General features: G+C 59.2%; 22 protein-coding genes. 3 read left to right on the top strand and 19 right to left on the bottom strand.

What is annotated here, in order from left to right:
* Nucleotides 1–28 precede the first annotated feature (28 nt).
* The 4 genes from PseuLF5_RS07760 to PseuLF5_RS07745 form a co-directional block, all read right to left on the bottom strand.
* Nucleotides 29–367, bottom strand: coding sequence for a phage holin family protein (locus PseuLF5_RS07760; RefSeq protein WP_011332709.1), 339 nt, complete (start codon nucleotides 365–367; stop codon nucleotides 29–31).
* A 144-nt stretch (nucleotides 368–511) separates the two neighbouring features.
* Nucleotides 512–952 carry a tail fiber assembly protein gene (locus PseuLF5_RS07755; RefSeq protein WP_340133312.1) on the bottom strand — a complete coding sequence of 147 codons (441 nt, stop codon included), beginning with the start codon at nucleotides 950–952 and terminating at the stop codon, nucleotides 512–514.
* A gap of 150 nt (nucleotides 953–1102) precedes the next feature.
* Entirely contained in the window at nucleotides 1103–1519 is a 417-nt protein-coding gene (locus PseuLF5_RS07750; protein WP_340133311.1) for a tail fiber assembly protein, read from the bottom strand.
* 517 nt (nucleotides 1520–2036) lie between these two features.
* The gene (locus PseuLF5_RS07745; protein WP_047291917.1) at nucleotides 2037–2771 is read right to left on the bottom strand and encodes a LexA family transcriptional regulator; all 735 of its coding nucleotides are present in this window, start codon (nucleotides 2769–2771) and stop codon (nucleotides 2037–2039) included.
* Between the two features lie 208 nt (nucleotides 2772–2979).
* Between PseuLF5_RS07745 and mutS the strand changes: the two genes are divergently transcribed.
* Together mutS and fdxA are read left to right on the top strand one after the other, a co-directional pair.
* Nucleotides 2980–5562 (top strand): DNA mismatch repair protein MutS, encoded by a 2583-nt coding sequence (gene mutS, locus PseuLF5_RS07740; RefSeq protein ID WP_267799722.1) that lies wholly within the window; start codon nucleotides 2980–2982, stop codon nucleotides 5560–5562.
* Between the two features lie 163 nt (nucleotides 5563–5725).
* Nucleotides 5726–6049, top strand: coding sequence for a ferredoxin FdxA (gene fdxA, locus PseuLF5_RS07735; RefSeq protein WP_123465120.1), 324 nt, complete (start codon nucleotides 5726–5728; stop codon nucleotides 6047–6049).
* Between the two features lie 537 nt (nucleotides 6050–6586).
* Here the strand turns inward: fdxA and rpoS are convergent.
* The 8 genes from rpoS to PseuLF5_RS07695 form a co-directional block, all read right to left on the bottom strand.
* Nucleotides 6587–7597, bottom strand: coding sequence for an RNA polymerase sigma factor RpoS (rpoS, locus tag PseuLF5_RS07730; RefSeq protein ID WP_016985073.1), 1011 nt, complete (start codon nucleotides 7595–7597; stop codon nucleotides 6587–6589).
* A 106-nt stretch (nucleotides 7598–7703) separates the two neighbouring features.
* Complete coding sequence (locus tag PseuLF5_RS07725; protein WP_123465118.1) at nucleotides 7704–8585, bottom strand: peptidoglycan DD-metalloendopeptidase family protein; 882 nt, start codon at nucleotides 8583–8585, stop codon at nucleotides 7704–7706.
* 212 nt (nucleotides 8586–8797) lie between these two features.
* Nucleotides 8798–9433, bottom strand: a complete 636-nt coding sequence (locus PseuLF5_RS07720; protein WP_169841266.1) for a protein-L-isoaspartate(D-aspartate) O-methyltransferase — start codon at nucleotides 9431–9433, stop codon at nucleotides 8798–8800.
* A gap of 41 nt (nucleotides 9434–9474) precedes the next feature.
* The gene (gene surE, locus PseuLF5_RS07715) at nucleotides 9475–10224 is read right to left on the bottom strand and encodes a 5'/3'-nucleotidase SurE (RefSeq protein ID WP_123465116.1); all 750 of its coding nucleotides are present in this window, start codon (nucleotides 10222–10224) and stop codon (nucleotides 9475–9477) included.
* A complete protein-coding gene (truD, locus tag PseuLF5_RS07710) occupies nucleotides 10212–11270 on the bottom strand; it encodes a tRNA pseudouridine(13) synthase TruD (protein WP_123465114.1) in 1059 nt (352 codons plus the stop codon). The genes surE and truD overlap by 13 nt, the downstream gene beginning before the upstream one ends.
* Complete coding sequence (gene ispF / locus PseuLF5_RS07705; protein WP_007907189.1) at nucleotides 11267–11740, bottom strand: 2-C-methyl-D-erythritol 2,4-cyclodiphosphate synthase; 474 nt, start codon at nucleotides 11738–11740, stop codon at nucleotides 11267–11269. Before ispF ends, truD begins: the two co-directional genes overlap by 4 nt.
* 43 nt (nucleotides 11741–11783) lie before the next feature.
* A complete protein-coding gene (gene fghA / locus PseuLF5_RS07700; RefSeq protein WP_186745212.1) occupies nucleotides 11784–12635 on the bottom strand; it encodes an S-formylglutathione hydrolase in 852 nt (283 codons plus the stop codon).
* A gap of 90 nt (nucleotides 12636–12725) precedes the next feature.
* The gene (locus PseuLF5_RS07695; protein WP_123465111.1) at nucleotides 12726–13838 is read right to left on the bottom strand and encodes an S-(hydroxymethyl)glutathione dehydrogenase/class III alcohol dehydrogenase; all 1113 of its coding nucleotides are present in this window, start codon (nucleotides 13836–13838) and stop codon (nucleotides 12726–12728) included.
* Between the two features lie 116 nt (nucleotides 13839–13954).
* On the opposite strand from PseuLF5_RS07695, the gene PseuLF5_RS07690 reads away from it, so the two are divergent.
* The gene (locus PseuLF5_RS07690; RefSeq protein WP_123465109.1) at nucleotides 13955–14851 is read left to right on the top strand and encodes a LysR substrate-binding domain-containing protein; all 897 of its coding nucleotides are present in this window, start codon (nucleotides 13955–13957) and stop codon (nucleotides 14849–14851) included.
* Nucleotides 14852–14968: 117 nt separating this feature from the next.
* Here the strand turns inward: PseuLF5_RS07690 and ispD are convergent, their stop codons facing one another.
* The 7 genes from ispD to PseuLF5_RS07655 form a co-directional block, all read right to left on the bottom strand.
* Entirely contained in the window at nucleotides 14969–15676 is a 708-nt protein-coding gene (ispD, locus tag PseuLF5_RS07685; RefSeq protein WP_340133310.1) for a 2-C-methyl-D-erythritol 4-phosphate cytidylyltransferase, read from the bottom strand.
* Nucleotides 15673–15951, bottom strand: coding sequence for a cell division protein FtsB (ftsB, locus tag PseuLF5_RS07680; protein WP_007964293.1), 279 nt, complete (start codon nucleotides 15949–15951; stop codon nucleotides 15673–15675). Before ftsB ends, ispD begins: the two co-directional genes overlap by 4 nt.
* A 171-nt stretch (nucleotides 15952–16122) precedes the next feature.
* On the bottom strand, nucleotides 16123–17412 hold the full coding sequence (gene eno / locus PseuLF5_RS07675; RefSeq protein WP_003222156.1) for a phosphopyruvate hydratase: 1290 nt from the start codon (nucleotides 17410–17412) through the stop codon (nucleotides 16123–16125).
* A gap of 157 nt (nucleotides 17413–17569) precedes the next feature.
* Entirely contained in the window at nucleotides 17570–18415 is an 846-nt protein-coding gene (gene kdsA / locus PseuLF5_RS07670) for a 3-deoxy-8-phosphooctulonate synthase (RefSeq protein WP_123465105.1), read from the bottom strand.
* 5 nt (nucleotides 18416–18420) lie between these two features.
* A complete protein-coding gene (locus tag PseuLF5_RS07665; RefSeq protein ID WP_123465103.1) occupies nucleotides 18421–20052 on the bottom strand; it encodes a CTP synthase in 1632 nt (543 codons plus the stop codon).
* Nucleotides 20053–20326: 274 nt separating this feature from the next.
* Nucleotides 20327–21655, bottom strand: a complete 1329-nt coding sequence (gene tilS, locus PseuLF5_RS07660) for a tRNA lysidine(34) synthetase TilS (RefSeq protein ID WP_340133309.1) — start codon at nucleotides 21653–21655, stop codon at nucleotides 20327–20329.
* 146 nt (nucleotides 21656–21801) lie between these two features.
* The gene (locus PseuLF5_RS07655) at nucleotides 21802–22749 is read right to left on the bottom strand and encodes an acetyl-CoA carboxylase carboxyltransferase subunit alpha (RefSeq protein WP_123465099.1); all 948 of its coding nucleotides are present in this window, start codon (nucleotides 22747–22749) and stop codon (nucleotides 21802–21804) included.
* Nucleotides 22750–22824 lie beyond the last annotated feature (75 nt).

Genomic DNA, 22824 nt, shown 5'->3' with positions numbered 1-22824 from the left:
AAAATGGCGGCACGGAGAAGTACTAAAGTTAAGGTTGGTCGCGAGGCGGAACTTCGCAGACGCCGATGCGCTTGGCGGCCCAGCGTTCGTACAACCCGATGGCGACATCGGCGCCGGCCATCGCTGTCAGGCAACCGAATGCGCCGGCGGCCCAGATCGAAAGACCGGCGGCGTACAGCAGCATGATTGCCGAGACGCCGCAGATCATGCAGGCGCCAGAGCGCAAGGCAAGGCGTCGCAGCAGTGACCAGCCACGGGCGCCCTCCTTGTCGGCGCGCCACATTTCGCCGGACACCCCGCCGACGACGGCGAGGAGGATGACCAGCCAGATCGGCATGTCCGCCAACGCTTGTTGCTCGTTTGTCATGTCACGCCTCCGGAAGTATTGGGTGAGTGGTGTGTGTTGGGATCAATCGCGTTCTCTTGAGGCAGGCATTCCAAAAAGCCCGGCGCTGAGGCTGGGCTTTTCAGTAATGCGCTCTCGATAGAGGGTGTGACGGTCATGACCGAATCAGAAAGGAGCGACCGGCCAGTTGACGGTGGATGGATAGCCGGATTGTTTGTTCATGTCGCTGAGACCAACGCAGTACTGTTTGTAAGCGAGCAACAGCGCTTGTTCTTCAGGTGTGGCAACACCAAGGTCGACCTTGTAGTGCAGGGAATTCAACATCAACCACTGCGCTGCCGCAGAAAGAAGCTCCAGAGCTTCCTGCGCTACATCTTTTTCCATCTCTTGAGAGGTGGGTTCACTGAACTCCCAATCAACATAATTTGTCGTCGTACCCTTCCATCCCACCTGGACTGCCGGGTTTGCTGTGATATCCACCCAAAAACCATTCGACAACTTTGCTTCTACTGGCATGGCCGTAGGCTTCTCGACAGCGTCGACAATCACCAAAACTTTGTTGAAGGGTTTGGAATAGTTGAAGCGAACAAAAGCATAGCGGTTCATTTGTTTCTCCTGCTGGCACTCATTGCGAAGATTGGCTTGAGGCTCTGAGTAAACATCGCAGGCACTGTTGAATCGCCCGGTTATGCACCGGGCTCTTCAGCGTCGCACTGCGGATTTCAAATAGTGATGTTGCGGTGCAAGAAGCGCTGTTTATGGAACTTCAGGCCAATTGACCGTCAGCGGATAACCAGGCTGTTTGTTGACGTTGCTCAGATCAATGAAGAACTGCTTATATTCCAGTAGCGCAGCTTTCTCAGCCGGCGTGGCCAGCCCCAGCTCAACCTTTTGCACCAAGGCCGACGTCGCCAGCGTGGTGTTGGCTTTATCGAGACGATTGGTTCTTGCGTTACGCAATTGAATAGCCAGCAAGGACGGCTGGCCCCACATATCGCTGTCGGTAAATGTCCAGACGCCGTCGGTGTTTACCGCGTTCCAGGAGTAATCGATCTTCGGCAGTGCGCTGACATCCACCCAGACTTGATCCGCCGGAAACTCATCGGTGATCGGGTTAGCGGTTTCAAAAATGTTGTCGACCTTGCCAGCAACGACACGTGCGTACTTCTTCATGTTCATCTTCCTTTTTGATTGCCGGCATTGCGGCATTTCAGATTCTGCCCAGGTAGGCATTCCAAAAAGCCCGGCAGCAAAGCCGGGCTTTTCAGTAATGCGCTCCTTCGCCTTCCTTCAAATCCTGTGTTCGAGAAGGAAGCTGACTTTTCGGCGCTACTGGCGCGGTACGAGTCCATTCAGATTGTTTTTCCGACCGCGGTCCCTGCCCGCCGGATAACTGCTTCTGGTGCTTTACGCTGCACACCCGGGTCAGTTGCCAACCCTCTGAACCGTTGAGGCCGGTTCATCGCTGCCTGTTCTTGTGGAACTAAAGAGCTGTCTTGCTCAGCCGCTTTGTCGAGCGGCTTGGTGGCAAGGATATGCACTCATGCATATGCAGTCAATGCGTAAATGCATTTATTTATGCGCGAGAAATGCACAGACGCATGAAACCCTCGTCAGGCAAGGCTTCTACGGTTTTCTCGAAGGCGAAAAAAAACCCGCCGATGGGCGGGTTTTGTCTGAGCGGGTGGCTTTATCGGGCGTACATGCCCCACCAGAAGACGTGACCGAGGATGACGATCTGCTCGTCCTGCATATCCTGGAAGCTGTAGTCCTCGTCCGGATGCTCGTCACGGTTGAAGCTGCGCAGACGGATACCGGTCGGCAGACGGTAGAGCTGCTTCACGCGCAACTGACCGTTGTGGTTGATCGCGTAAAGGTCGCCATCAATGATGTCGCCGATGCCACACTTGCCGGCATTCACACCGACGGTGGCGCCGTCACGCAGCACCGGCAACATGCTGTTGCCGCGGACTGTCACGCATTTGGCCTGGTCGAACTGCACACCGTTATGGCGCAGGCTGCGCTTGCCGAAGCGCAGGCTGGAGCGTTCGCTCTCTTCGATGACGAATCTTCCTGATCCAGCAGCCAATTCAACCTCGCGAAGAAAGGGCACCGACACCTCGTCGTCATCGACAGGGGTATCGTCGTCCCACAGGCTTATGTCCTTGAGTTCCGCATGCACGTCATCACGCGCACCACCGGTCGCAGTCGCGACATCGGCGCGGCCGCGCAATTGATCGGTGCTCACATTGAAGTACTCGGCGATCTTCGAGATATGTTTATCCGAGGGATCGACGATCTTCCCGCTGAGAATCCGCGAGAGAGTGGATTGAGGCACGCCGGTGCGACGGTGGAGCTCCGTAGGGGAGATCCCGTGCTGGTCGAGCAGTGCTCTTAAGACGGAGGATACGTTGCGTTTTTGCATAACGCGCATAGTGCTTGAAGTTTTTCGCGAAGACAAATGCTGATTTGCATAAATCATGCATAATTCTCAATTTCCTGAGAAAACTGCCAGTGAGCCGTCATGCCTGCGTCGAGCGGACTGCCCATGGTAACCTTGCGCCCATCGCGGAAAAGCCTGGGCCTTGCCCCGCTTTTACCCCACATCTTTTAACGAGTTGCCCGACAATCCGATGAATAAAGCCGTCTCCGACCTGTCCTCCCACACCCCGATGATGCAGCAATACTGGCGCCTGAAGAACCAGCACCCGGATCAGCTGATGTTCTATCGCATGGGCGACTTCTACGAGATCTTCTATGAAGATGCGAAGAAGGCCGCCAAGCTGCTCGACATCACGCTGACCGCCCGTGGGCAGTCGGCAGGACAGGCGATTCCGATGTGCGGGATTCCTTATCACGCAGCGGAAGGTTACCTGGCGAAACTGGTCAAGCTCGGCGAGTCGGTGGTGATCTGCGAGCAGGTCGGCGACCCGGCCACCAGCAAAGGGCCGGTGGAACGTCAGGTAGTGCGAATCATCACGCCGGGCACAGTCAGCGATGAAGCGCTGCTGGATGAGCGTCGCGATAACCTGATCGCCGCCGTGCTGGGTGACGAGCGCCTGTTCGGTCTGGCGGTGCTGGACATCACCAGCGGCAACTTCACCGTGCTGGAGATCAAGGGCTGGGAGAACCTGCTGGCGGAGCTGGAGCGGGTCAATCCAGTGGAGCTGTTGATCCCGGATGACTGGCCGAAAGACCTGCCGGCGGAAAAACGCCGTGGGGTACGGCGTCGTGCACCGTGGGATTTCGAGCGCGATTCGGCGCTGAAAAGTCTCTGCCAGCAATTCTCCACTCAGGATCTGAAAGGCTTCGGCTGCGAAACCCTGACGCTGGCCATCGGCGCCGCCGGTTGCCTGCTGGCCTACGCCAAGGAAACCCAGCGCACCGCCCTGCCCCACTTGCGCAGCCTGCGTCACGAACGTCTTGATGACACCGTCGTGCTCGATGGCGCGAGCCGGCGCAATCTGGAGCTGGACACGAACCTTGCCGGTGGCCGCGACAACACCCTGCAATCGGTGGTCGATCGCTGCCAGACCGCGATGGGCAGCCGCCTGCTGACCCGTTGGCTGAACCGTCCGCTGCGCGATCTGAGCGTGCTGCTGGCGCGACAGACCTCGATCACTTGTCTGCTCGACGGCTACCGTTTCGAAAAGCTGCAACCACAGCTCAAGGAAATCGGCGACATCGAGCGGATTCTCGCACGGATCGGGCTGCGCAATGCCCGTCCCCGTGACCTCGCCCGTCTGCGCGATGCGCTCGGCGCGTTGCCGCAGCTGCAAGTGGCGATGACCGATCTGGAAGCGCCACACCTGCAACGTCTGGCGACCACCACCAGCACCTACCCGGAACTGGCGGCGCTGCTGGAAAAAGCCATCATCGACAACCCGCCTGCGGTGATCCGCGACGGCGGCGTGCTGAAAACCGGTTACGACAGTGAACTCGACGAGCTGCAATCGCTGAGCGAGAACGCCGGCCAGTTCCTGATCGACCTGGAAGCCCGGGAAAAGGCCCGTACCGGCCTGGCCAACCTGAAAGTCGGCTACAACCGTATTCACGGCTATTTCATCGAGCTCCCGAGCAAGCAGGCAGAATCCGCTCCGGCGGACTACATCCGTCGCCAGACCCTCAAGGGCGCCGAGCGCTTCATCACGCCGGAACTGAAAGAATTCGAAGACAAGGCGCTGTCCGCCAAGAGCCGTGCCCTCGCCCGCGAGAAGATGCTCTACGAGGCCTTGCTGGAAGACCTGATCAGCCAGTTGCCACCGCTGCAGGACACTGCCGGCGCTCTGGCCGAGCTGGACGTGCTGAGCAACCTCGCCGAGCGTGCGCTGAACCTTGACCTGAACTGCCCGCGCTTCGTCAGCGAGCCGTGCATGCGCATCACCCAGGGCCGTCACCCGGTGGTCGAGCAAGTGCTGACCACGCCGTTCGTGGCCAACGACCTGAGCCTGGATGACAACACGCGGATGCTGGTAATCACCGGCCCGAACATGGGTGGTAAATCCACCTACATGCGCCAAACCGCGTTGATCGTGCTGCTGGCACACATCGGCAGCTTCGTACCGGCGGCCAGTTGCGAGTTGTCGCTGGTGGACCGGATCTTCACCCGGATCGGCTCCAGCGATGACCTCGCCGGTGGCCGCTCGACCTTCATGGTCGAGATGAGCGAAACCGCCAATATCCTGCACAACGCCACCGAACGCAGCCTGGTGCTGATGGACGAAGTCGGTCGCGGCACCAGCACCTTCGATGGTCTGTCCCTGGCATGGGCCGCCGCCGAGCGTCTGGCGCATCTGCGTGCCTATACTCTATTTGCCACGCACTATTTCGAACTGACTGTGTTGCCGGAAGCCGAGCCGTTGGTGGCCAACGTGCACCTGAACGCCACCGAGCACAACGAGCGCATCGTGTTCCTGCACCACGTGTTGCCGGGGCCTGCCAGCCAGAGCTACGGCCTGGCGGTGGCGCAACTGGCGGGTGTACCGAGTGAAGTGATCGTGCGTGCCCGTGAGCACCTGAGCCGACTGGAAGACACCGCATTGCCGCACGAAGCGCCAAAGCCTGCCGTCAAAGGCAAGCCGGCCGCTCCGCAGCAAAGCGACATGTTTGCCAGCCTGCCGCATCCGGTGCTCGATGAGTTGGCCAAAGTGGATCTGGATGACCTGACCCCGCGGCGGGCGCTCGAATTGTTATATGCACTTAAGAACCGGATCTAAGCACCAGCGAACCGGATATAACGCAAACGGCTTCAAGCTGTTAGAATCTCGCGCGGCTTGGGATGCTGCTGGCTAATAGCCTGGCCAGCAGACATCGCTCCCGAACCTGGCGACCCCAACCGTGAAGGGGCAACGCTGCCGCCGCCTGAGGAGAAAATTAGAAATGACCTTCGTCGTCACCGACAACTGCATCAAGTGCAAGTACACCGACTGCGTAGAAGTCTGTCCGGTGGACTGCTTTTACGAAGGCCCGAACTTCCTGGTGATTCACCCGGATGAGTGCATCGACTGCGCCCTGTGCGAACCCGAGTGCCCTGCCGTGGCCATTTTCTCCGAGGACGAAGTTCCGGAAGATATGCAGGAATTCATTCAGTTGAACGTTGAGCTGGCTGAAGTCTGGCCAAACATCACCGAGAAGAAAGAATCGCTGCCGGATGCCGAAGAGTGGGATGGCGTCAAAGGCAAGATCAAAGACCTCGAACGCTGATCTGTCGCGCGTTACCAAAAGGCCCCTTGCGGGCCTTTTTGCTTTTCTGCAGGCATAAAAAAGGGGCGGTTTGACCCGCCCACATTTTTTCCCTATTCCCTGTGTTCCTTTTCATCGTCCTGATGAATCGCGTCCTGCGATGTCCATTCCCCTCATCCTTGAAGGGCGTGTCTGTCCGTCGACACAGTGCTGATACTAAAGAGTTCCCTGCCGAGAGCAATCGGCCCTGAGGGCAGAAAAACGCTGTAATAAGCACTTCACATTAAAAAATAAACATATAAATCATATAGTTAACAAGTAACACCGAAGGTAATCGACGTCTGCCGTCTTGCAAAAATAGGGAACACTTACGAAAGAGTAAGCCGAGGCTTACACCGCGAGACTACAAACGATGGAAATGCCGACCGTATGTCTGGTGATGAATGGTGTGGCGAGGCTGCTTGCTCCCTCGCCACAGGAAATTCCATTCCGTACTCGAGCAGGCAACAAAAAGCCCCGAACCAGTCGGGGCTTTTTGTGGGCGATCAATCGAAGCGCTTACTGGAACAGCGACTCGCTCGACAGACCATTCTTCTCGAGGATTTCACGAAGGCGCTTGAGGCCTTCTACCTGAATCTGCCGCACCCGTTCCCGGGTCAGGCCGATCTCCAGGCCTACGTCCTCCAGCGTGCTGCTCTCGTGACCGCGCAGGCCGAAGCGGCGGACGACCACCTCGCGCTGCTTGTCGGTCAGTTCGGACAGCCATTGATCGATGCTCTGCGACAGGTCATCGTCCTGCAGCAGTTCGCAGGGATCGGTCGGACGATCATCAGTGAGGGTGTCGAGCAGGGTTTTATCCGAATCCGGACCCAGCGACACATCGACCGAAGAAACCCGCTCGTTCAGGCCGAGCATGCGCTTGACTTCGCCCACCGGTTTTTCCAGCAGGTTGGCGATCTCTTCGGGTGAAGGTTCATGGTCGAGCTTTTGCGTCAGCTCCCGTGCAGCCCGCAGGTACACGTTGAGCTCCTTGACCACATGGATCGGCAACCGGATGGTCCGGGTCTGATTCATGATCGCACGCTCGATGGTCTGACGGATCCACCAGGTTGCGTAGGTCGAAAAGCGGAAGCCGCGCTCGGGATCGAACTTTTCCACCGCACGGATCAGCCCGAGGTTGCCCTCTTCGATGAGATCCAGCAGCGACAGCCCCCGATTGACGTAACGCCGGGCGATTTTGACCACCAGCCGCAGGTTACTTTCAATCATGCGCTTGCGCCCGGCCGGATCACCACTCTGCGACAAACGCGCAAAATGAACCTCTTCTTCCGGGGAGAGCAATGGGGAAAAGCCGATTTCGTTGAGATACAACTGCGTGGCATCAAGTGCACGCGTGTAGTCGATGTACTTATGTTGTTTAAGTGAAGCGGAGTGTTTGGATTTGGAACGAACGGAAGGTGGAGCAGCCCCTTCATCATTCGACATCGAAGATTCCGAATCGATGCCGGCCTCCATAAGGAGAACCTCATCGTCGATGTCAAACTCCGGCACTTCTTTACTGAGAGCCATTGTTATAGTCCTTTGGTGAGTTCGACCCCAAGCTCAAGCGACGCCTTTATCCTTGGCAGCGCTGGAGCCTGTCCCCTCTACGCGACGGAACAGGCTGGCTTACAAATCAACGTCTTGGCAGGAACTGCAGCGGATCTACAGGTTTACCTTGTCGGCGAATCTCAAAATGCAGTTTCACCCGGTCTGTACCCGTTGACCCCATTTCGGCAATTGTCTGTCCGACCTTGACCTGCTGTCCCTCCCGAACCAACAGCCGACGGTTGTGACCGTAAGCACTGACGTAGGTTTCGCTGTGTTTGATGATGACTAATTCGCCGTAGCCCCTTAAGCCACTCCCGGCGTATACCACCGTCCCATCAGACGCAGCTAAAACAGGCTGTCCCAAATCTCCGGCGATATCAATTCCTTTATTCAAACTACCGTTTGAAGAGAATTTTCCAATGAGAATGCCATTAGATGGCCATCCCCAGCCGGTCGGGGCCGGACCCGCAGGAGGCAGTGGAGCCGGGGCCGATTTGCTGGCGACGGACGGTGCAGCCCCCGTAGAACCGGCACCGGACCCGGTCACGGTCGTGGTCGTCGTGCCATTCGCCTGGCGCCGGATTACCGTGGTTTTGCTCGACGATGAAGGCGAAGAACTGCTGTTGCTGACCACTGCCGTCGGCGTTGAACCCGTGCGCCCATCGAAGCGAATTGTCTGACCCGGGTGGATCGTATAGGGCGTAGGAATATTGTTCCGCGCCGCGAGGGCTTTGTAGTCCCAGCCGTAGCGAAAGGCGATGGAGAACATCGTATCGCCTGGACGAACTACGTACTGTCCGGTCGTCACTGTAGGACGCTGCGCAACCGCATTGTTACGATCGACCACCCGCACGTTGCTCGATTTGGTGCTGGAGCAACCCACCAGCAAGGTGCTCAAGACAAGGCCAGTCACCAGGCGCTGAAAGCTCGTGTTACCCATACGCTGCGCAATGACTGTGAGACTCACCCGCCGCTCCCTTTTGTGGTGGCTGAAAAAGTTGGCATGCCGGATTCGGCACGAAGTGTCGCAAGTATAACGGGCCGCACCGGCTTTACCTTTAATGAAGCGAAATCACTGCGCGCACACGTTTGCAAGTGACCAGTCTGCTGCGTTTAATCTCTCGTTGCCGGAGTAAGACCGAGGCGAACGAAAGGAATTCAGCACCCGTGAATAAATGCTCAGGCCAGCGGACCATTGAGCAAAGGCACGAAACGCACGGCGCCCAGAACGTGTCGCGAAAAGCCGTGCTCTTCACGCACGATCAGCATCAGTTGCTGCACTTCACCCGAGCCCACCGGAATCACCATGCGTCCGCCCGGTGCCAGTTGATCAAGCAGCGCCTGCGGGACATCGGTGGCCACGGCGGTGACGATAATGCCGTTATAAGGCGCCAGTGCAGGCCAGCCCTCCCAGCCATCGCCCCAGCGAAATACCACATTGCGCAGGTTCAACTCGACCAGGCGTTCCTTGGCCCGATCCTGCAGAACCTTGATGCGCTCCACCGAGAACACCCGCTCGACCAGTTGCGACAGCACCGCTGTCTGATAGCCAGAACCGGTACCGATCTCCAGCACCTTGTCCAGCGGGCCGGCCTCCAGCAGCAGCTCGCTCATGCGCGCCACCATATAAGGCTGGGAAATGGTCTGGTTGTGGCCGATCGGCAGCGCCGTGTCTTCGTAGGCGCGATGTGCCAGCGCTTCGTCGACGAACAGGTGACGTGGCGTACGGCGGATCACTTCCAGCACCTTGGCGTTGGACAAGCCTTCTTCATATAGACGCTGGATCAGACGCTCGCGCGTGCGCTGCGACGTCATCCCGATGCCGCTGCGCATTCTGTCTTCGTGTTCACGAGCCATCAGCGCAGTCCCTCCAGCCAGCCGTCGAGACTTCTGAAGGCATCGTTGAAGGTGCGATCAAGCTGCAACGGGGTGATGGAAACGTAACCCTGCATCACCGCATGAAAGTCGGTGCCCGGCCCGCCGTCTTCGGCATCACCGGCAGCCGCAATCCAGTAACCGGCCTTGCCACGCGGATCGACCACTTTCATCGGCGCCGCCGCCCGGGCGCGATGGCCGAGACGGGTCAGTTGAATACCGCGAATGTGGTCGATCGGCAGATTCGGAATGTTCACGTTGAGTACCGTGCGCGGCGGCAGATCGAGCCCGGCATGGGCCTCGACCAGTTTGCGCGCAAACCAGGCCGCTGTCGGCAGATTATCCACCTGGCGCGAGACCAGCGAGAAGGCGAACGACGGACGCTCGAGGAAGCGCCCTTCGAGAGCAGCCGCCACGGTGCCGGAGTACAGCACGTCATCACCCAGGTTGGCGCCGAGATTGATGCCGGACACCACCATGTCCGCCTCGCGCTCCAGCAGGCCGTTGAGGCCCAGATGCACGCAGTCGGTCGGGGTGCCGTTGAGGCTGATAAAACCGTTGGCCAGGTATTGCGGGTGCAATGGACGGTCGAGCGTCAGCGAACTGCTGGCGCCGCTTTTGTCCTGCTCCGGGGCGATAACCACGCATTCGGTGTAATCCGCCAGCGCAGCATAAAGCGCGGCGAGACCGGGTGCAGTTACCCCATCGTCGTTAGAAATCAGAATACGCATGGGCTGTCCGTCTGCCCCACCGGCACCAGATCAACGAGTTCGCGCACCAATACGGTGGCGAAGCATCCGGCCGGAAGGACGAATTCCAGTTGCAGAATGTCAGGCTGGGGATAATGCCACGACAACCCGCCAATGGGCAGTCGCAGGATGCGACGTTCGTGGCTCATGCCGGCGTGAATCAACCAGTCGCGCAGATCCGCCTCACGGGCGGCGATCCCCTGTTCGAGTTCATGGACAGCGCCCGCGGTCGGAGAGTCACCTTCGCCCCACTGCGGCCCGGTCGGGTGCAGGTCGAGAATCGCCAGACGCGGGTCACTGCACTCGGCTTCACCGGCCGGGAAAAAACTGCGGCTGTCGGTGAACGCCAACAGATCGCCGACCTGGGCTGTTTGCCAGGAGCCATCGGCGACCCGTGCTGCGAGCACCTGATTGAACAGAAAACTGCGCGCCGTCGACAACAGTCGCGAACGCACATTGCGCTGTTCCGGCAAGGCTTTGCGCGCCGCCCAGGCACGAGCATCGACGACGTTGCCGCCGTCATGGCCGAAACGCTGGGCGCCAAAATAATTGGGAATGCCCTGCCTGGCGATCAGTTGCAGCCGCTGCTCGATCGCCGCCTTGTCGCCGGCGAACTGGGTCAGGCGCAGGGTAAAACCGTTGGCCGAATGCGCGCCGCGTTGCAGCTTGCGCTTGTGGCGCGTGGTCTTGAGGATCTTCAGCGTGTCGTTTTCCGCCGCCGACAGATCCGGGTCAGCCTTGCCCGGCAGTTGCACGCTGAACCACTGACGGGTCAACGCCTGCCGATCCTTGAGCCCGGCATAGCTGACGGTGCGCAATGGCACGCCTGCCGCCTTGGCAATACGCCGCGCCGCTTCCTCGGTGTTCAGGCCACGTTTTTCGACCCAGATCCACAGGTGTTCGCCATCGCCGCTGAACGGGATGTCGAGCACTTCATCGACCTGAAAATCTTCGGCGATGGCTTTCAGTACCGCAGTGCCGAGCGGTTCGCCCCAAGCCCGTGGGCCGAGCAATTGCAGTTCGTTCATGCGCGCAGCAACAAGGCAACGGAATGCACGGCAATGCCTTCTTCGCGACCGACAAAGCCGAGCTTTTCGGTGGTGGTAGCTTTCACGTTCACTTGATCCAACTCAACTTGAAGATCGGCGGCGATCAACGCGCGCATGGATTCGATATGCGGAGCCATTTTCGGCGCCTGGGCGACGATGGTGTTGTCGACGTTGCCGACTTTCCAGCCTTTGGCGTGGATCAGCGCGACCACATGACGCAGCAGCACACGGCTGTCGGCGCCCTTGAATTGCGGGTCGGTGTCCGGAAAGTGCTTGCCGATATCACCCAGCGCGGCCGCGCCGAGCAAGGCATCGCTCAAGGCGTGCAGCAGGACGTCACCGTCGGAATGAGCGAGCAGCCCGAAGCCGTGTGCAATGCGCACGCCGCCCAGAGTAATGAAATCGCCTTCAGCGAAACGGTGCACATCATAGCCGTGGCCAATACGCATAAAAAAACGCCCCGATTTTTGTCAGGGCGTGATTCTACCTGCATTAGGCCCGAAGGGCGCGTGCGTGATGCTGCAAGTGGTCGTCAATGAAGCTTGAGATAAAGAAATAACTATGGTCGTAGCCCGGCTGCAGACGCAGGGTCAGCGGATGACCCGCTTGTTTTGCCGCTTGTTGCAGGGCTTCGGGTTTGAGCTGAGTGGCGAGGAAGTCATCCCGATCACCCTGATCGACCAGCAACGGCAGCTTTTCAGTGGCCTCGGCGATCAGTGCACAGGCATCCCACTCTTTCCACTTCGAACGGTCTTCACCCAGATAGCGCGAGAACGCCTTCTGGCCCCACGGGCAATCCATCGGATTGTTGATCGGCGAAAACGCCGACACCGATTGGTAACGCCCCGGATTGCGCAGCGCACAGACCAGCGCCCCGTGGCCGCCCATGGAGTGGCCGCTGATGCTGCGTTTTGCCGATGCCGGGAAATGCGCTTCAACCAGTGCTGGCAATTCCTGCACGACATAGTCATGCATCCGATAGTGCCGCGCCCACGGTTCCTGCGTGGCGTTCAGGTAAAACCCGGCACCGAGGCCGAAGTCCCAGGCGCCATCCGGATCACCCGGCACGTCCGGGCCACGCGGACTGGTGTCCGGCGCCACAATGATCAACCCCAGCTCAGCCGCCATGCGCATCGCGCCAGCCTTTTGCATGAAATTCTCGTCGGTGCAGGTCAGGCCCGACAACCAGTACAGCACCGGCAGCTTGCCGCCCTGCTCCGCTTGCGGTGGCAGATACACGGCAAACACCATGTCACAGCCGAGCACCTCGGAGCGGTGGCGATAGCGCTTGTGCCAACCGCCGAAACTCTTCTGACAGGAGATGTTTTCCAGACTCATGGGGATTCTCCCAGCTGCAAGCGGCAAGCTTCGAGCTTCAAGAAAAGGCAAAAGCGCCCGGACTTGCAGCTTGAAGCTTGTAACTTGAGGCTGCTTTTAGAAATGAATGACGGTACGGATGCTCTTGCCTTCGTGCATCAGGTCGAAGGCCTTGTTGATGTCTTCCAGGCCCATGGTGTGGGTGATGAAAGTATCCAGCGGGATCTCGCCGCTCTGCGCCATGTCGACGTAGCTTGGCAGCTCGGTACGGCCACGCACGCCGCCGAACGCCGAACCGCGCCAGACACGCCCGGTCACCAGTTGGAACGGACGGGTGGAGATTTCCTGACCGGCCCCGGCCACGCCGATGATCACCGACTCGCCCCAGCCTTTGTGGCAGCACTCAAGGGCTGCACGCATCAGTTGCACGTTGCCGATGCACTCGAAAGAGAAATCGACGCCACCGTCGGTCATGTCGACGATGACTTCCTGGATCGGGCGATCGAAATCCTTCGGGTTCACACAGTCGGTGGCGCCGAGCTGTCTGGCGATCTCGAACTTGGCCGGGTTGATGTCGATGGCAATGATCCGCGAGGCCTTGGCCTTCACGGCGCCGATCACGGCGGACAAACCGATGCCGCCCAGGCCGAAAATCGCCACGGTGTCACCTGGCTTGACCTTGGCGGTGTTGAGCACTGCACCGATACCGGTGGTCACGCCGCAACCGAGCAGGCAGACCTTTTCCAGCGGCGCATCCTTGGCGATTTTTGCCACGGAGATTTCGGGAAGCACGGTGTACTCGGAGAAAGTCGAGGTGCCCATGTAGTGGAAAATTGTTTCGCCCTTGTAGGAAAAGCGCGAAGTACCGTCCGGCATCAGGCCTTTACCCTGAGTCGAGCGAATCGCCTGGCACAGGTTGGTCTTGCCCGACTTACAGAATTTGCACTGGCCGCATTCCGGGGTGTACAGCGGGATCACGTGATCACCGACAGCTACCGAGGTCACGCCCTCGCCAATGGCTTCAACGATGGCACCACCCTCGTGGCCGAGGATAGACGGGAAGATCCCTTCCGGGTCAGCGCCGGACAGGGTGTAGGCGTCAGTGTGGCAAACCCCGGACGCGACCACACGCAGCAACACTTCACCGGCCTTGGGCATGGCGACATCGACTTCTACGATTTCCAGCGGCTTCTTGGCCTCGAAGGCTACGGCGGCGCGCGACTTGATCATGCTGACTCTCCAGTGAATCCATTGAATAAAAAACCAGACAGCCAGTGTAGTTCAGCGCCAGGTGATGAATAATCGGGTCAAAAGCAAAACATTATTGCCATACAGGGATAATCCCGATGTCCGAAAACCGCTGGGAAGGCATCGACGAGTTCGTCGCCGTCGCCGAATGCAGCCAGTTCACCGCTGCCGCCGAACGCCTGGGTGTTTCTTCCTCACACATCAGTCGCCAAATCGTACGGCTCGAGGAGCGTTTGCAGACACGCCTGCTCTACCGCAGTACCCGTCGCGTGACATTAACCGAGGCCGGACAAACGTTTCTGCAACATTGCCAACGCTTGCAGGACGGTCGCGAAGAAGCGCTGCGCGCGGTCGGCGACCTGACCAGCGAACCGAAAGGCATGCTGCGCATGACTTGCGCCGTGGCTTACGGCGAGCGTTTCATCGTGCCGTTGGTCACTCGATTCATGGGGTTGTACCCGCAGTTGCGCATTGATATTGAACTGTCCAACCGCCCACTCGATCTGGTTCATGAAGGCCTGGATCTGGCGGTCCGCCTGGGCCGATTGCAAGATTCACGATTAGTGGCCACGCGGCTGGCGCCTCGGCGCATGTATCTGTGCGCGTCGCCGTCCTACCTCGAACGGTATGGACGCCCGCACAGCCTGTCGGAACTGAGTCGGCACAATTGCCTGATTGGCAGTTCGGATATCTGGCAGCTGGAACAGAACGGACGGGAATTTTCCCAGCGGGTGCAGGGAAACTGGCGTTGCAACAGTGGGCAAGCGGTGCTGGATGCAGCGCTGCAAGGGGTCGGTTTATGCCAGTTGCCGGACTATTACGTGCTTGAACATTTGCACAGTGGCGCATTGATTTCGTTGCTGGAGGCGCATCAGCCGCCGAATACGGCAGTGTGGGCGCTGTACCCGCAGCAGCGGCATTTGTCGCCGAAGGTGCGCAAGTTGGTGGATTTTTTGAAGGAAGGGTTGGCTGAGCGGCCGGAGTATCAGGAATGAGTGTTGCGTTGGCTGTAAATGCGCTATCGCGAGCAGGCTCACGCCTACAGGGGAACGCATTTCAAAATGTAGGAGTGAGCCTGCTCGCGATGGCGATTCAACAGGCACCACAAAAATTCAGCGGCGGTTAGCCCAACGCTGACGCAACCACTCCAGGTCTTCCGGCCGGGTAACCTTGAGGTTATCCGCCCGCCCTTCGATCAGACGTGGCGCCAGACCGGCCCACTCCATTGCCGAGGCTTCATCGGTAATCAGTGCATCCGCCACCAGACTGTCCGCCAGCGCCCGATGCAGCGCACCGAGGCGGAACATCTGTGGCGTGTAGGCCTGCCAGATCACGCTGCGATCGACCGTTTCGACCACACGGCCATACTTGTCGACCCGCTTCAGCGTGTCGCGTGCCGGCACCGCCAGCAAACCACCCACCGGGTCATCCGCCAGCTCAGCCAGCAGCTTGTCGAGGTCATCACGGCCCAGGTTCGGTCGCGCGGCGTCATGCACCAGCACCCAATCCTCATCATCGGCACCTTGCGCATGCAGATGCAGCAAAGCATTGAGCACCGAGCCTGAACGCTCGGATCCGCCCTCGACACGCTGAATTCGCGAGTCGGTAGCGCACGCCAGGTTCGGCCAATAAGGATCGTCAACCGCCAGACTGACCACCAGGCCCTTCAGGCTCGGGTGATCAAGGAAACAGCCAAGGCTGTGTTCGAGAATTGTACGTCCGCCCAGTTGCAGGTACTGCTTGGGACGGTCCGCGGCCATTCGGGCACCGACGCCCGCGGCAGGAATCACGGCCCAGAAGGCCGGCAGAGAATCGATCATTGGGCCAACTGGTAAAGGGTTTCACCGTCCTTGACCATGCCCAGTTCATGGCGAGCCCGTTCTTCAACGGTCTCCATGCCTTTCTTCAGCTCGCTGACTTCAGCATCCATCACCCGGTTGCGCTCCAGCAGGCCTTCGTTCTCGGCGTGCTGATCAGCAATCTGCTGTTTCAGTTCGGCGACCTGCGCCAGACTGCCATTGCCCACCCACAGGCGGTACTGCAGACCGGCCAGCAGCAAGAGCAAAACGAGAAACAACCAGTAAGGACTGCGCATCGAATATCAGGTATCCAGTGAAAAAAGACAGCCACGCCAAAACTTTGAAACGTCTGATAGCACGAAGCCTGGAAGATCCAGGCTTGTGCATGTAAGGCATCAGATTAGTGGCAAATCCATCGCTGTCACGACTTTTCCGACACAATCCGGTGTCCTTCCATCAGTTTGTACTTAGCCGCGGAACTCGCTGCGACCGTTGTACTTGGCTTTGCCATTCAACTGCTCTTCGATACGCAGCAGTTGGTTGTACTTGGAAACGCGGTCGGAACGGCACAGCGAACCGGTCTTGATCTGGCCAGCCGAGGTGCCCACAGCCAGGTCGGCGATGGTCGAATCTTCGGTTTCGCCCGAACGGTGCGAGATCACTGCGGTGTAACCGGCGGCCTTGGCCATCTGGATGGCTTCCAGGGTTTCGGTCAGGGTGCCGATCTGGTTGAACTTGATCAGGATCGAGTTGGCGATCTTTTTATCGATGCCTTCTTTCAGGATCTTGGTGTTGGTCACGAACAGATCGTCGCCAACCAGTTGGGTCTTCTCGCCGATCTTGTCGGTGAGGATCTTCCAGCCAGCCCAGTCGGACTCGTCCAGACCGTCTTCGATCGAGATGATCGGATAACGTTCAGTCAAGCCTTTCAGGTAATCGGCGAAACCTTCAGCGGTGAACACCTGGCCTTCGCCGGACAGGTTGTACTTGCCGTCTTCGTAGAATTCGCTCGCCGCGCAGTCCAGCGCCAGGGTCACGTCGGTGCCCAGCTTGTAACCGGCGTTGGCCACTGCTTCGGAGATCACTTTCAGCGCGTCTTCGTTGGACGCCAGGTTCGGTGCGAAACCGCCTTCGTCGCCAACCGCAGTGCTCAGGCCACGAGCCTTCAGCACAGCTTTGAGGTGATGGAAAATCTCGGTGCCCATGCGCAGACCTTCCGAGAAAGTCTTGGCGCCGACCGGCTGCACCATGAATTCCTGGATGTCGACGTTGTTATCGGCGTGCTCGCCACCGTTGATGATGTTCATCATCGGTACCGGCATCGAGTAAACACCCGGGGTGCCGTTCAGGTTGGCGATGTGTGCGTACAGTGGCAGATCCTGATCCTGTGCAGCAGCCTTGGCCGCAGCCAGGGACACCGCGAGGATGGCGTTGGCGCCCAGAGTTGCCTTGTTTTCGGTACCGTCGAGCTTGATCATCGCGTGATCCAGGGCTTTCTGGTCGCTCGGGTCGGTGCCCAGCAGCAGATCGCGGATCGGACCGTTGATGTTGGCTACCGCTTTGAGCACGCCCTTGCCCAGGTAACGGCTCTTGTCGCCATCACGCAGCTCGAGCGCTTCACGCGAGCCAGTGGATGCACCGGACGGCGCGCAAGCGCTGCCGATGATGCCGTTGTCGAGAAGCACGTCCGCTTCCACGGTGGGATTGCCACGGGAGTCGAGAACTTCACGACCTTTGATGTCGACGATTTTTGCCATTGTTGTAAACACTCCAAAGTTGACGAAAACGACGCAGCTAGAGGAAATCTTTTTACCGTCGGCAAGGGGTGTGCAGCGGGCAGACTTGCAGACGATAACGCTCATGCCCGAGGGCATGAGCGACAAATCGTGCGGTACTTTACCGGAGAATTGAGGTTTACGCGGTTTCTACCGTCGGAAAACTCTTCACCAGTTCGTCCAAAGCTTTGAGCTGGGCCAGGAATGGCTCCAGTTTGTCCAGACGCAAGGCACAAGGGCCGTCGCATTTGGCGTTGTCCGGATCCGGATGGGCTTCGAGGAACAGACCGGCCAGCGACTGGCTCATGCCGGCCTTGGCCAGATCGGTGACCTGTGCACGGCGACCGCCGGCGGAGTCGGAACGACCGCCAGGCATTTGCAGCGAGTGGGTCACGTCGAAGAATACCGGGTACTCGAACTGCTTCATGATGCCGAAGCCGAGCATGTCGACCACGAGGTTGTTGTAGCCGAAGCTCGAACCACGCTCGCAGAGAATCAGTTGATCGTTACCCGCTTCCACGCACTTGTTCAGGATGTGCTTCATTTCCTGAGGCGCGAGGAACTGGGCTTTCTTGATGTTGATCACCGCGCCGGTCTTGGCCATCGCGACGACCAGATCGGTCTGGCGCGACAGGAAGGCCGGCAACTGGATGATGTCGCAGACTTCAGCGACGGCCTGAGCCTGATCAGGCTCGTGGACGTCGGTGATGATCGGCACGCCGAAGGCTTGTTTGATGTCCTGGAAGATGCGCATGCCCTCTTCCAGGCCAGGACCACGATAAGAGGTCACAGAAGAACGGTTGGCCTTGTCGAAACTGGCCTTGAACACGTAAGGAATGCCGAGTTTCTCGGTGACCTTCACGTACTCCTCGCAAACCTGCATGGCCATGTCACGGCTTTCCAGCACGTTCATGCCGCCGAACAGCACCATGGGTTTGTCGTTGGCAATCTCGATGTCGCCGACGCGGATGATCTTCTGTGCCATCGGGGTTACGCCTTCTTCTGGTGTTGAGCCAATGCTGCTTTGACAAAACCGCTGAACAGCGGATGGCCATCACGTGGTGTCGAGGTGAACTCAGGGTGGAACTGGCAAGCGACGAACCATGGATGATCCGGTGCTTCGACCACTTCAACCAGCGCGGCGTCAGCGGAGCGACCGGAGATTTTCAGGCCGGCTTCGATGATTTGTGGCAGCAGGTTGTTGTTCACTTCGTAGCGGTGACGGTGACGCTCGACAATCACATCCTTGCCGTAGCAATCGTGCACCTTGGAGCCGGCCTCGAGCAGGCATTCCTGAGCGCCCAGGCGCATGGTGCCGCCCAGATCGGACGCTTCGGTACGCACTTCAACCGCGCCGGTGGCGTCTTCCCACTCGGTGATCAGACCCACGACCGGATGGCCGCTGGCGCGATCGAACTCGGTGGAGTTGGCGTCTTTCCAGCCCAGCACGTTACGGGCGAACTCGATCACCGCCACTTGCATGCCGAGGCAGATGCCCAGGTACGGAACCTTGTTTTCGCGAGCGTACTGAACGGCAGTGATCTTGCCTTCCACGCCGCGCAGACCGAAGCCCCCCGGTACGAGGATCGCATCGACACCTTCGAGCAGCGCAGTGCCCTGGTTTTCGATGTCTTCGGAGTCGATGTAGCGCAGGTTGACCTTGGTACGGTTGCTGATGCCTGCGTGACTCATCGCTTCGATCAGCGACTTGTAGGCGTCCAGCAGTTCCATGTACTTGCCGACCATCGCGATGGTCACTTCGTGTTCCGGGTTCAGCTTGGCATCAACCACAGCTTCCCACTCGGACAGGTCAGCGCTGCCGCACTGCAGGCCAAAACGCTCGACGACAAAATCGTCCAGACCCTGCGAGTGCAGGATGCCCGGGATCTTGTAGATGGTGTCGGCGTCTTCCAGCGCGATGACCGCACGTTCTTCAACGTTGGTGAACTGAGCGATCTTGCGACGCGACGAAACGTCGATCGGGTGATCGGAACGGCACACCAGTACGTCTGGCTGCAGGCCGATCGAGCGCAGTTCCTTCACGGAGTGCTGGGTCGGCTTGGTTTTGGTCTCGCCTGCGGTGGCGATGTACGGCACCAGTGTCAGGTGCATCAACATCGCGCGCTTGGCGCCGACTTCGAAACGCAGCTGACGGATGGCTTCAAGGAACGGTTGCGACTCGATGTCACCGACGGTGCCACCGATTTCGACCATTGCCACGTCAGCGTCACCGGCACCTTTGATGATGCGACGCTTGATTTCGTCGGTGATGTGCGGAATCACCTGAATGGTTGCACCCAGGTAGTCACCACGGCGCTCTTTGCGCAGCACGTGCTCGTAGACACGGCCGGTGGTGAAGTTGTTGTTCTGGGTCATGGTCGTGCGGATGAACCGCTCGTAGTGGCCCAGGTCCAGGTCGGTCTCGGCGCCGTCGTGGGTGACGAACACTTCACCGTGCTGGAACGGGCTCATGGTACCCGGGTCGACGTTGATGTACGGATCCAGCTTAAGCATGGTGACCTTAAGCCCCCGCGCCTCCAGGATGGCCGCCAATGAAGCCGAGGCAATGCCTTTCCCCAATGAAGAAACAACACCGCCCGTGACGAATATGTAGCGCGTCATGAAAAACCCTAGAAGTCTGCGTTAAAGCGGTACGAGCCGCCGGGGAAAGCGAAGGAAGGCCGAAGCCCCCGATCACCTGCATTAATCACAGTGCACCTTTCAAAAAAACCGCCGCGTTGGGACAGACCGGCAGATGAAACACCGGTACGTTGCTCGCTACACATTTTTTGGAATCGCCCAGCAAAGACTGCTTGGTAATCGGCAACTCCTGCAATTCAGGCGAATCCACAGAAGTTGTATCAAGAAGGGAGCGTAGTCTACCGGAATGCTCCTTTCAGCTCAAACCTTGATCTTCGTCTGTTGGCTGCCAATGCAATTTCCAGCCATCGCGCCCATCGCCATCAAGCCCCGACAGGTTCGCCACCGCGAGCAATTCTGCGCCACGAAACAGCAGCGGCAATCTGCCACGCACGAAGGCCGGCACTGCCCGCTCATTAAGCAGGCGTTTGAGATCGCGGTGGCCGCGATCGGCCAGACGCATCATTTCGCCGCCCTGCCGATAGGCAATGCGCAGCGGCCCGGCAGGCGCCTGCCCCGTGAGCATGACACGGCCGTTATCGGGCAAGCGTAGCGCTGACGTCGGGGCTTGCCACTCGCCACCGATCACCGGCGTGCGCAGCCAGTTGCCACTGAGCCACCACAATCGACCGGCGCTGCGATGCAACTCGCCATCGGCCAGACGCCAGATCGGTGAAGCATCGCCGGCGGCATGGCACAGATCGTCCCAACCCGACCAATGGTCAGTGTCGGGCAGTCGCGTCAGCGGTTCGAGCCAGTGCCTCAGCGCGTTTCGTTGACGGGCGGCAGACAGCCCGGACAGCGGGGCCAATGTCAGCGACGGCAGGCCCAGCCACTCGAAATCGTGGGCAGTGCCGGCCTGAGCCAGATCCATCTGCGCCAGCTCATCGAGCAAGCCTTGTGCGTCACGCAGATGCGCGGCGCTGCGGGCCATGTTCGCCTGCGCTTGCGGCCAGCGCTCGCTCAGCGCCGGCATGACCTGATGGCGCAGGTAATTGCGCGAGAACTGCCGATGCTGATTCGACGGATCTTCGATCCAGCTTAACGAATGAGCCTGTGCATAACGTTCCAGCTCGGCGCGAGTGACAGCCAGCAACGGGCGAATCAACGTGCCCTGCCCCACAGGCCTTTGCTGCGGCATTCCCGACAATCCACGCACTCCCGCGCCACGCAGCAGCCGAAACAGCAACGTTTCCGCCTGATCATCACGGTGCTGGCCAGTGAGCAATACGTCATTGGCTAGTGTCTGGGCACTGAATACCGCGTAACGCGCATCCCGCGCCGCCCGCTCCAGACTCGCGCCTGGCTGCACCTTCACCCGCTCGATCAGCAACGGCACCCCCAGCGCATCACACACGGCCTGGCAATGTTGCGGCCACGCATCAGCCGCAGTCTGAAGACCGTGATGGATATGGATGGCGCTCAGTGCAGGCAGTGATTCGGTTTTTGCCAGATCGGCAAGCAGGTGCAGGAGGACGGTGGAATCGAGACCACCGGAAAACGCGATGCGCCAATGCGCGGCGTTGCGCCACTGCTCAAGGTTGCGCAAAAGCCGTGAAGGCAAATCAATCGAAAGCGGACTCATTTTTTACCTTCACGGAAAGCCAATGTGGGAGCGAGCTTGCTCGCGAAAGCGGTTCAACATTCAACATTTTCGTTGTTTGTTATAACGCCTTCGCGAGCAAGCTCGCTCCCACAGTGTTTTGCATTGTCAGCCGAATCGGCGTTCGATTAGAGACCGTAGCTCATCAGTCGATCGTAACGGCGCTTCAACAGCGCTTCGTTGTCGAACTTCTTCAGCATCGCCAGTTGCGAGCTCAGCTCGGCGCGGATCGACGCAGCGGCAGCCGCCGGATCACGGTGGGCGCCGCCCAGTGGCTCGCTGATCACCTTGTCGACAATGCCCAGGCCTTTCAGGCGCTCGGCGGTGATACCCATCGCTTCAGCGGCATCCGGCGCTTTTTCGGCGGTTTTCCACAGAATCGAAGCGCAACCTTCCGGCGAGATCACCGCGTAGGTCGAGTACTGCAGCATGTTCAGCTGATCGCAGACACCGATCGCCAGTGCACCGCCGGAACCACCCTCACCGATCACGGTGGCGATGATCGGGGTTTTCAGGCGCGACATCACGCGCAGGTTCCAGGCAATCGCCTCGCTCTGGTTACGCTCTTCGGCGTCGATACCTGGATAAGCACCCGGGGTGTCGATGAAGGTCAGGATCGGCATTTTGAAACGCTCGGCCATCTCCATCAGACGGCACGCCTTGCGGTAGCCTTCCGGACGCGGCATGCCGAAGTTGCGGCGTACCTTCTCGCGCACTTCACGGCCCTTCTGGTGGCCGATGATCATCACCGGCTGGTCTTCCAGACGTGCCACACCGCCAACGATTGCCGCATCGTCGGAGAAGTGACGGTCGCCGTGCAGTTCGTCGAACTCGGTGAAGATGTGCTCGATGTAGTCCAGGGTGTACGGGCGTTTCGGGTGACGCGCCAGGCGTGCGATCTGCCAGCTGGTCAGCTTGCCGAAGATGTCTTCGGTCAGCGTTTTGCTCTTGTCCTGCAGGCGGGAGATCTCATCGCCGATATTCAGCGAATTGTCATTACCGACCAAGCGCAACTCTTCGATCTTGGCTTGCAGGTCGGCGATCGGCTGTTCGAAATCTAGAAAATTCGGGTTCATAGGCGTCCGTCTTGGGTCGTGTCCCAAATGAGCTTGGGCCGGCCGGTTGTCTATTCGCGCCCTACCTTAAGGGAG

It is taken from the genome of Pseudomonas sp. LF-5 (assembly GCF_037626295.1).
Lineage (GTDB): Bacteria > Pseudomonadota > Gammaproteobacteria > Pseudomonadales > Pseudomonadaceae > Aquipseudomonas > Aquipseudomonas monsensis.
Note: the sequence above shows the minus strand (reverse complement) of the source record. Positions and strands in the feature narration are given on the sequence as shown.

What these genes read in the sequence shown, in the direction of transcription:
- PseuLF5_RS07760 (WP_011332709.1), bottom strand. Translation starts at nt 367, where the DNA reads ATGACAAACGAGCAACAAGCGTTGGCGGACATGCCGATCTGGCTGGTC.
- PseuLF5_RS07755 (WP_340133312.1), bottom strand. Translation starts at nt 952, where the DNA reads ATGAACCGCTATGCTTTTGTTCGCTTCAACTATTCCAAACCCTTCAAC.
- PseuLF5_RS07750 (WP_340133311.1), bottom strand. Translation starts at nt 1,519, where the DNA reads ATGAAGAAGTACGCACGTGTCGTTGCTGGCAAGGTCGACAACATTTTT.
- PseuLF5_RS07745 (WP_047291917.1), bottom strand. Translation starts at nt 2,771, where the DNA reads ATGCAAAAACGCAACGTATCCTCCGTCTTAAGAGCACTGCTCGACCAG.
- mutS (WP_267799722.1), top strand. Translation starts at nt 2,980, where the DNA reads ATGAATAAAGCCGTCTCCGACCTGTCCTCCCACACCCCGATGATGCAG.
- fdxA (WP_123465120.1), top strand. Translation starts at nt 5,726, where the DNA reads ATGACCTTCGTCGTCACCGACAACTGCATCAAGTGCAAGTACACCGAC.
- rpoS (WP_016985073.1), bottom strand. Translation starts at nt 7,597, where the DNA reads ATGGCTCTCAGTAAAGAAGTGCCGGAGTTTGACATCGACGATGAGGTT.
- PseuLF5_RS07720 (WP_169841266.1), bottom strand. Translation starts at nt 9,433, where the DNA reads ATGACGTCGCAGCGCACGCGCGAGCGTCTGATCCAGCGTCTATATGAA.
- surE (WP_123465116.1), bottom strand. Translation starts at nt 10,224, where the DNA reads ATGCGTATTCTGATTTCTAACGACGATGGGGTAACTGCACCCGGTCTC.
- truD (WP_123465114.1), bottom strand. Translation starts at nt 11,270, where the DNA reads ATGAACGAACTGCAATTGCTCGGCCCACGGGCTTGGGGCGAACCGCTC.
- ispF (WP_007907189.1), bottom strand. Translation starts at nt 11,740, where the DNA reads ATGCGTATTGGCCACGGCTATGATGTGCACCGTTTCGCTGAAGGCGAT.
- PseuLF5_RS07695 (WP_123465111.1), bottom strand. Translation starts at nt 13,838, where the DNA reads ATGATCAAGTCGCGCGCCGCCGTAGCCTTCGAGGCCAAGAAGCCGCTG.
- PseuLF5_RS07690 (WP_123465109.1), top strand. Translation starts at nt 13,955, where the DNA reads ATGTCCGAAAACCGCTGGGAAGGCATCGACGAGTTCGTCGCCGTCGCC.
- ispD (WP_340133310.1), bottom strand. Translation starts at nt 15,676, where the DNA reads ATGATCGATTCTCTGCCGGCCTTCTGGGCCGTGATTCCTGCCGCGGGC.
- ftsB (WP_007964293.1), bottom strand. Translation starts at nt 15,951, where the DNA reads ATGCGCAGTCCTTACTGGTTGTTTCTCGTTTTGCTCTTGCTGCTGGCC.
- eno (WP_003222156.1), bottom strand. Translation starts at nt 17,412, where the DNA reads ATGGCAAAAATCGTCGACATCAAAGGTCGTGAAGTTCTCGACTCCCGT.
- kdsA (WP_123465105.1), bottom strand. Translation starts at nt 18,415, where the DNA reads ATGGCACAGAAGATCATCCGCGTCGGCGACATCGAGATTGCCAACGAC.
- PseuLF5_RS07665 (WP_123465103.1), bottom strand. Translation starts at nt 20,052, where the DNA reads ATGACGCGCTACATATTCGTCACGGGCGGTGTTGTTTCTTCATTGGGG.
- tilS (WP_340133309.1), bottom strand. Translation starts at nt 21,655, where the DNA reads ATGAGTCCGCTTTCGATTGATTTGCCTTCACGGCTTTTGCGCAACCTT.
- PseuLF5_RS07655 (WP_123465099.1), bottom strand. Translation starts at nt 22,749, where the DNA reads ATGAACCCGAATTTTCTAGATTTCGAACAGCCGATCGCCGACCTGCAA.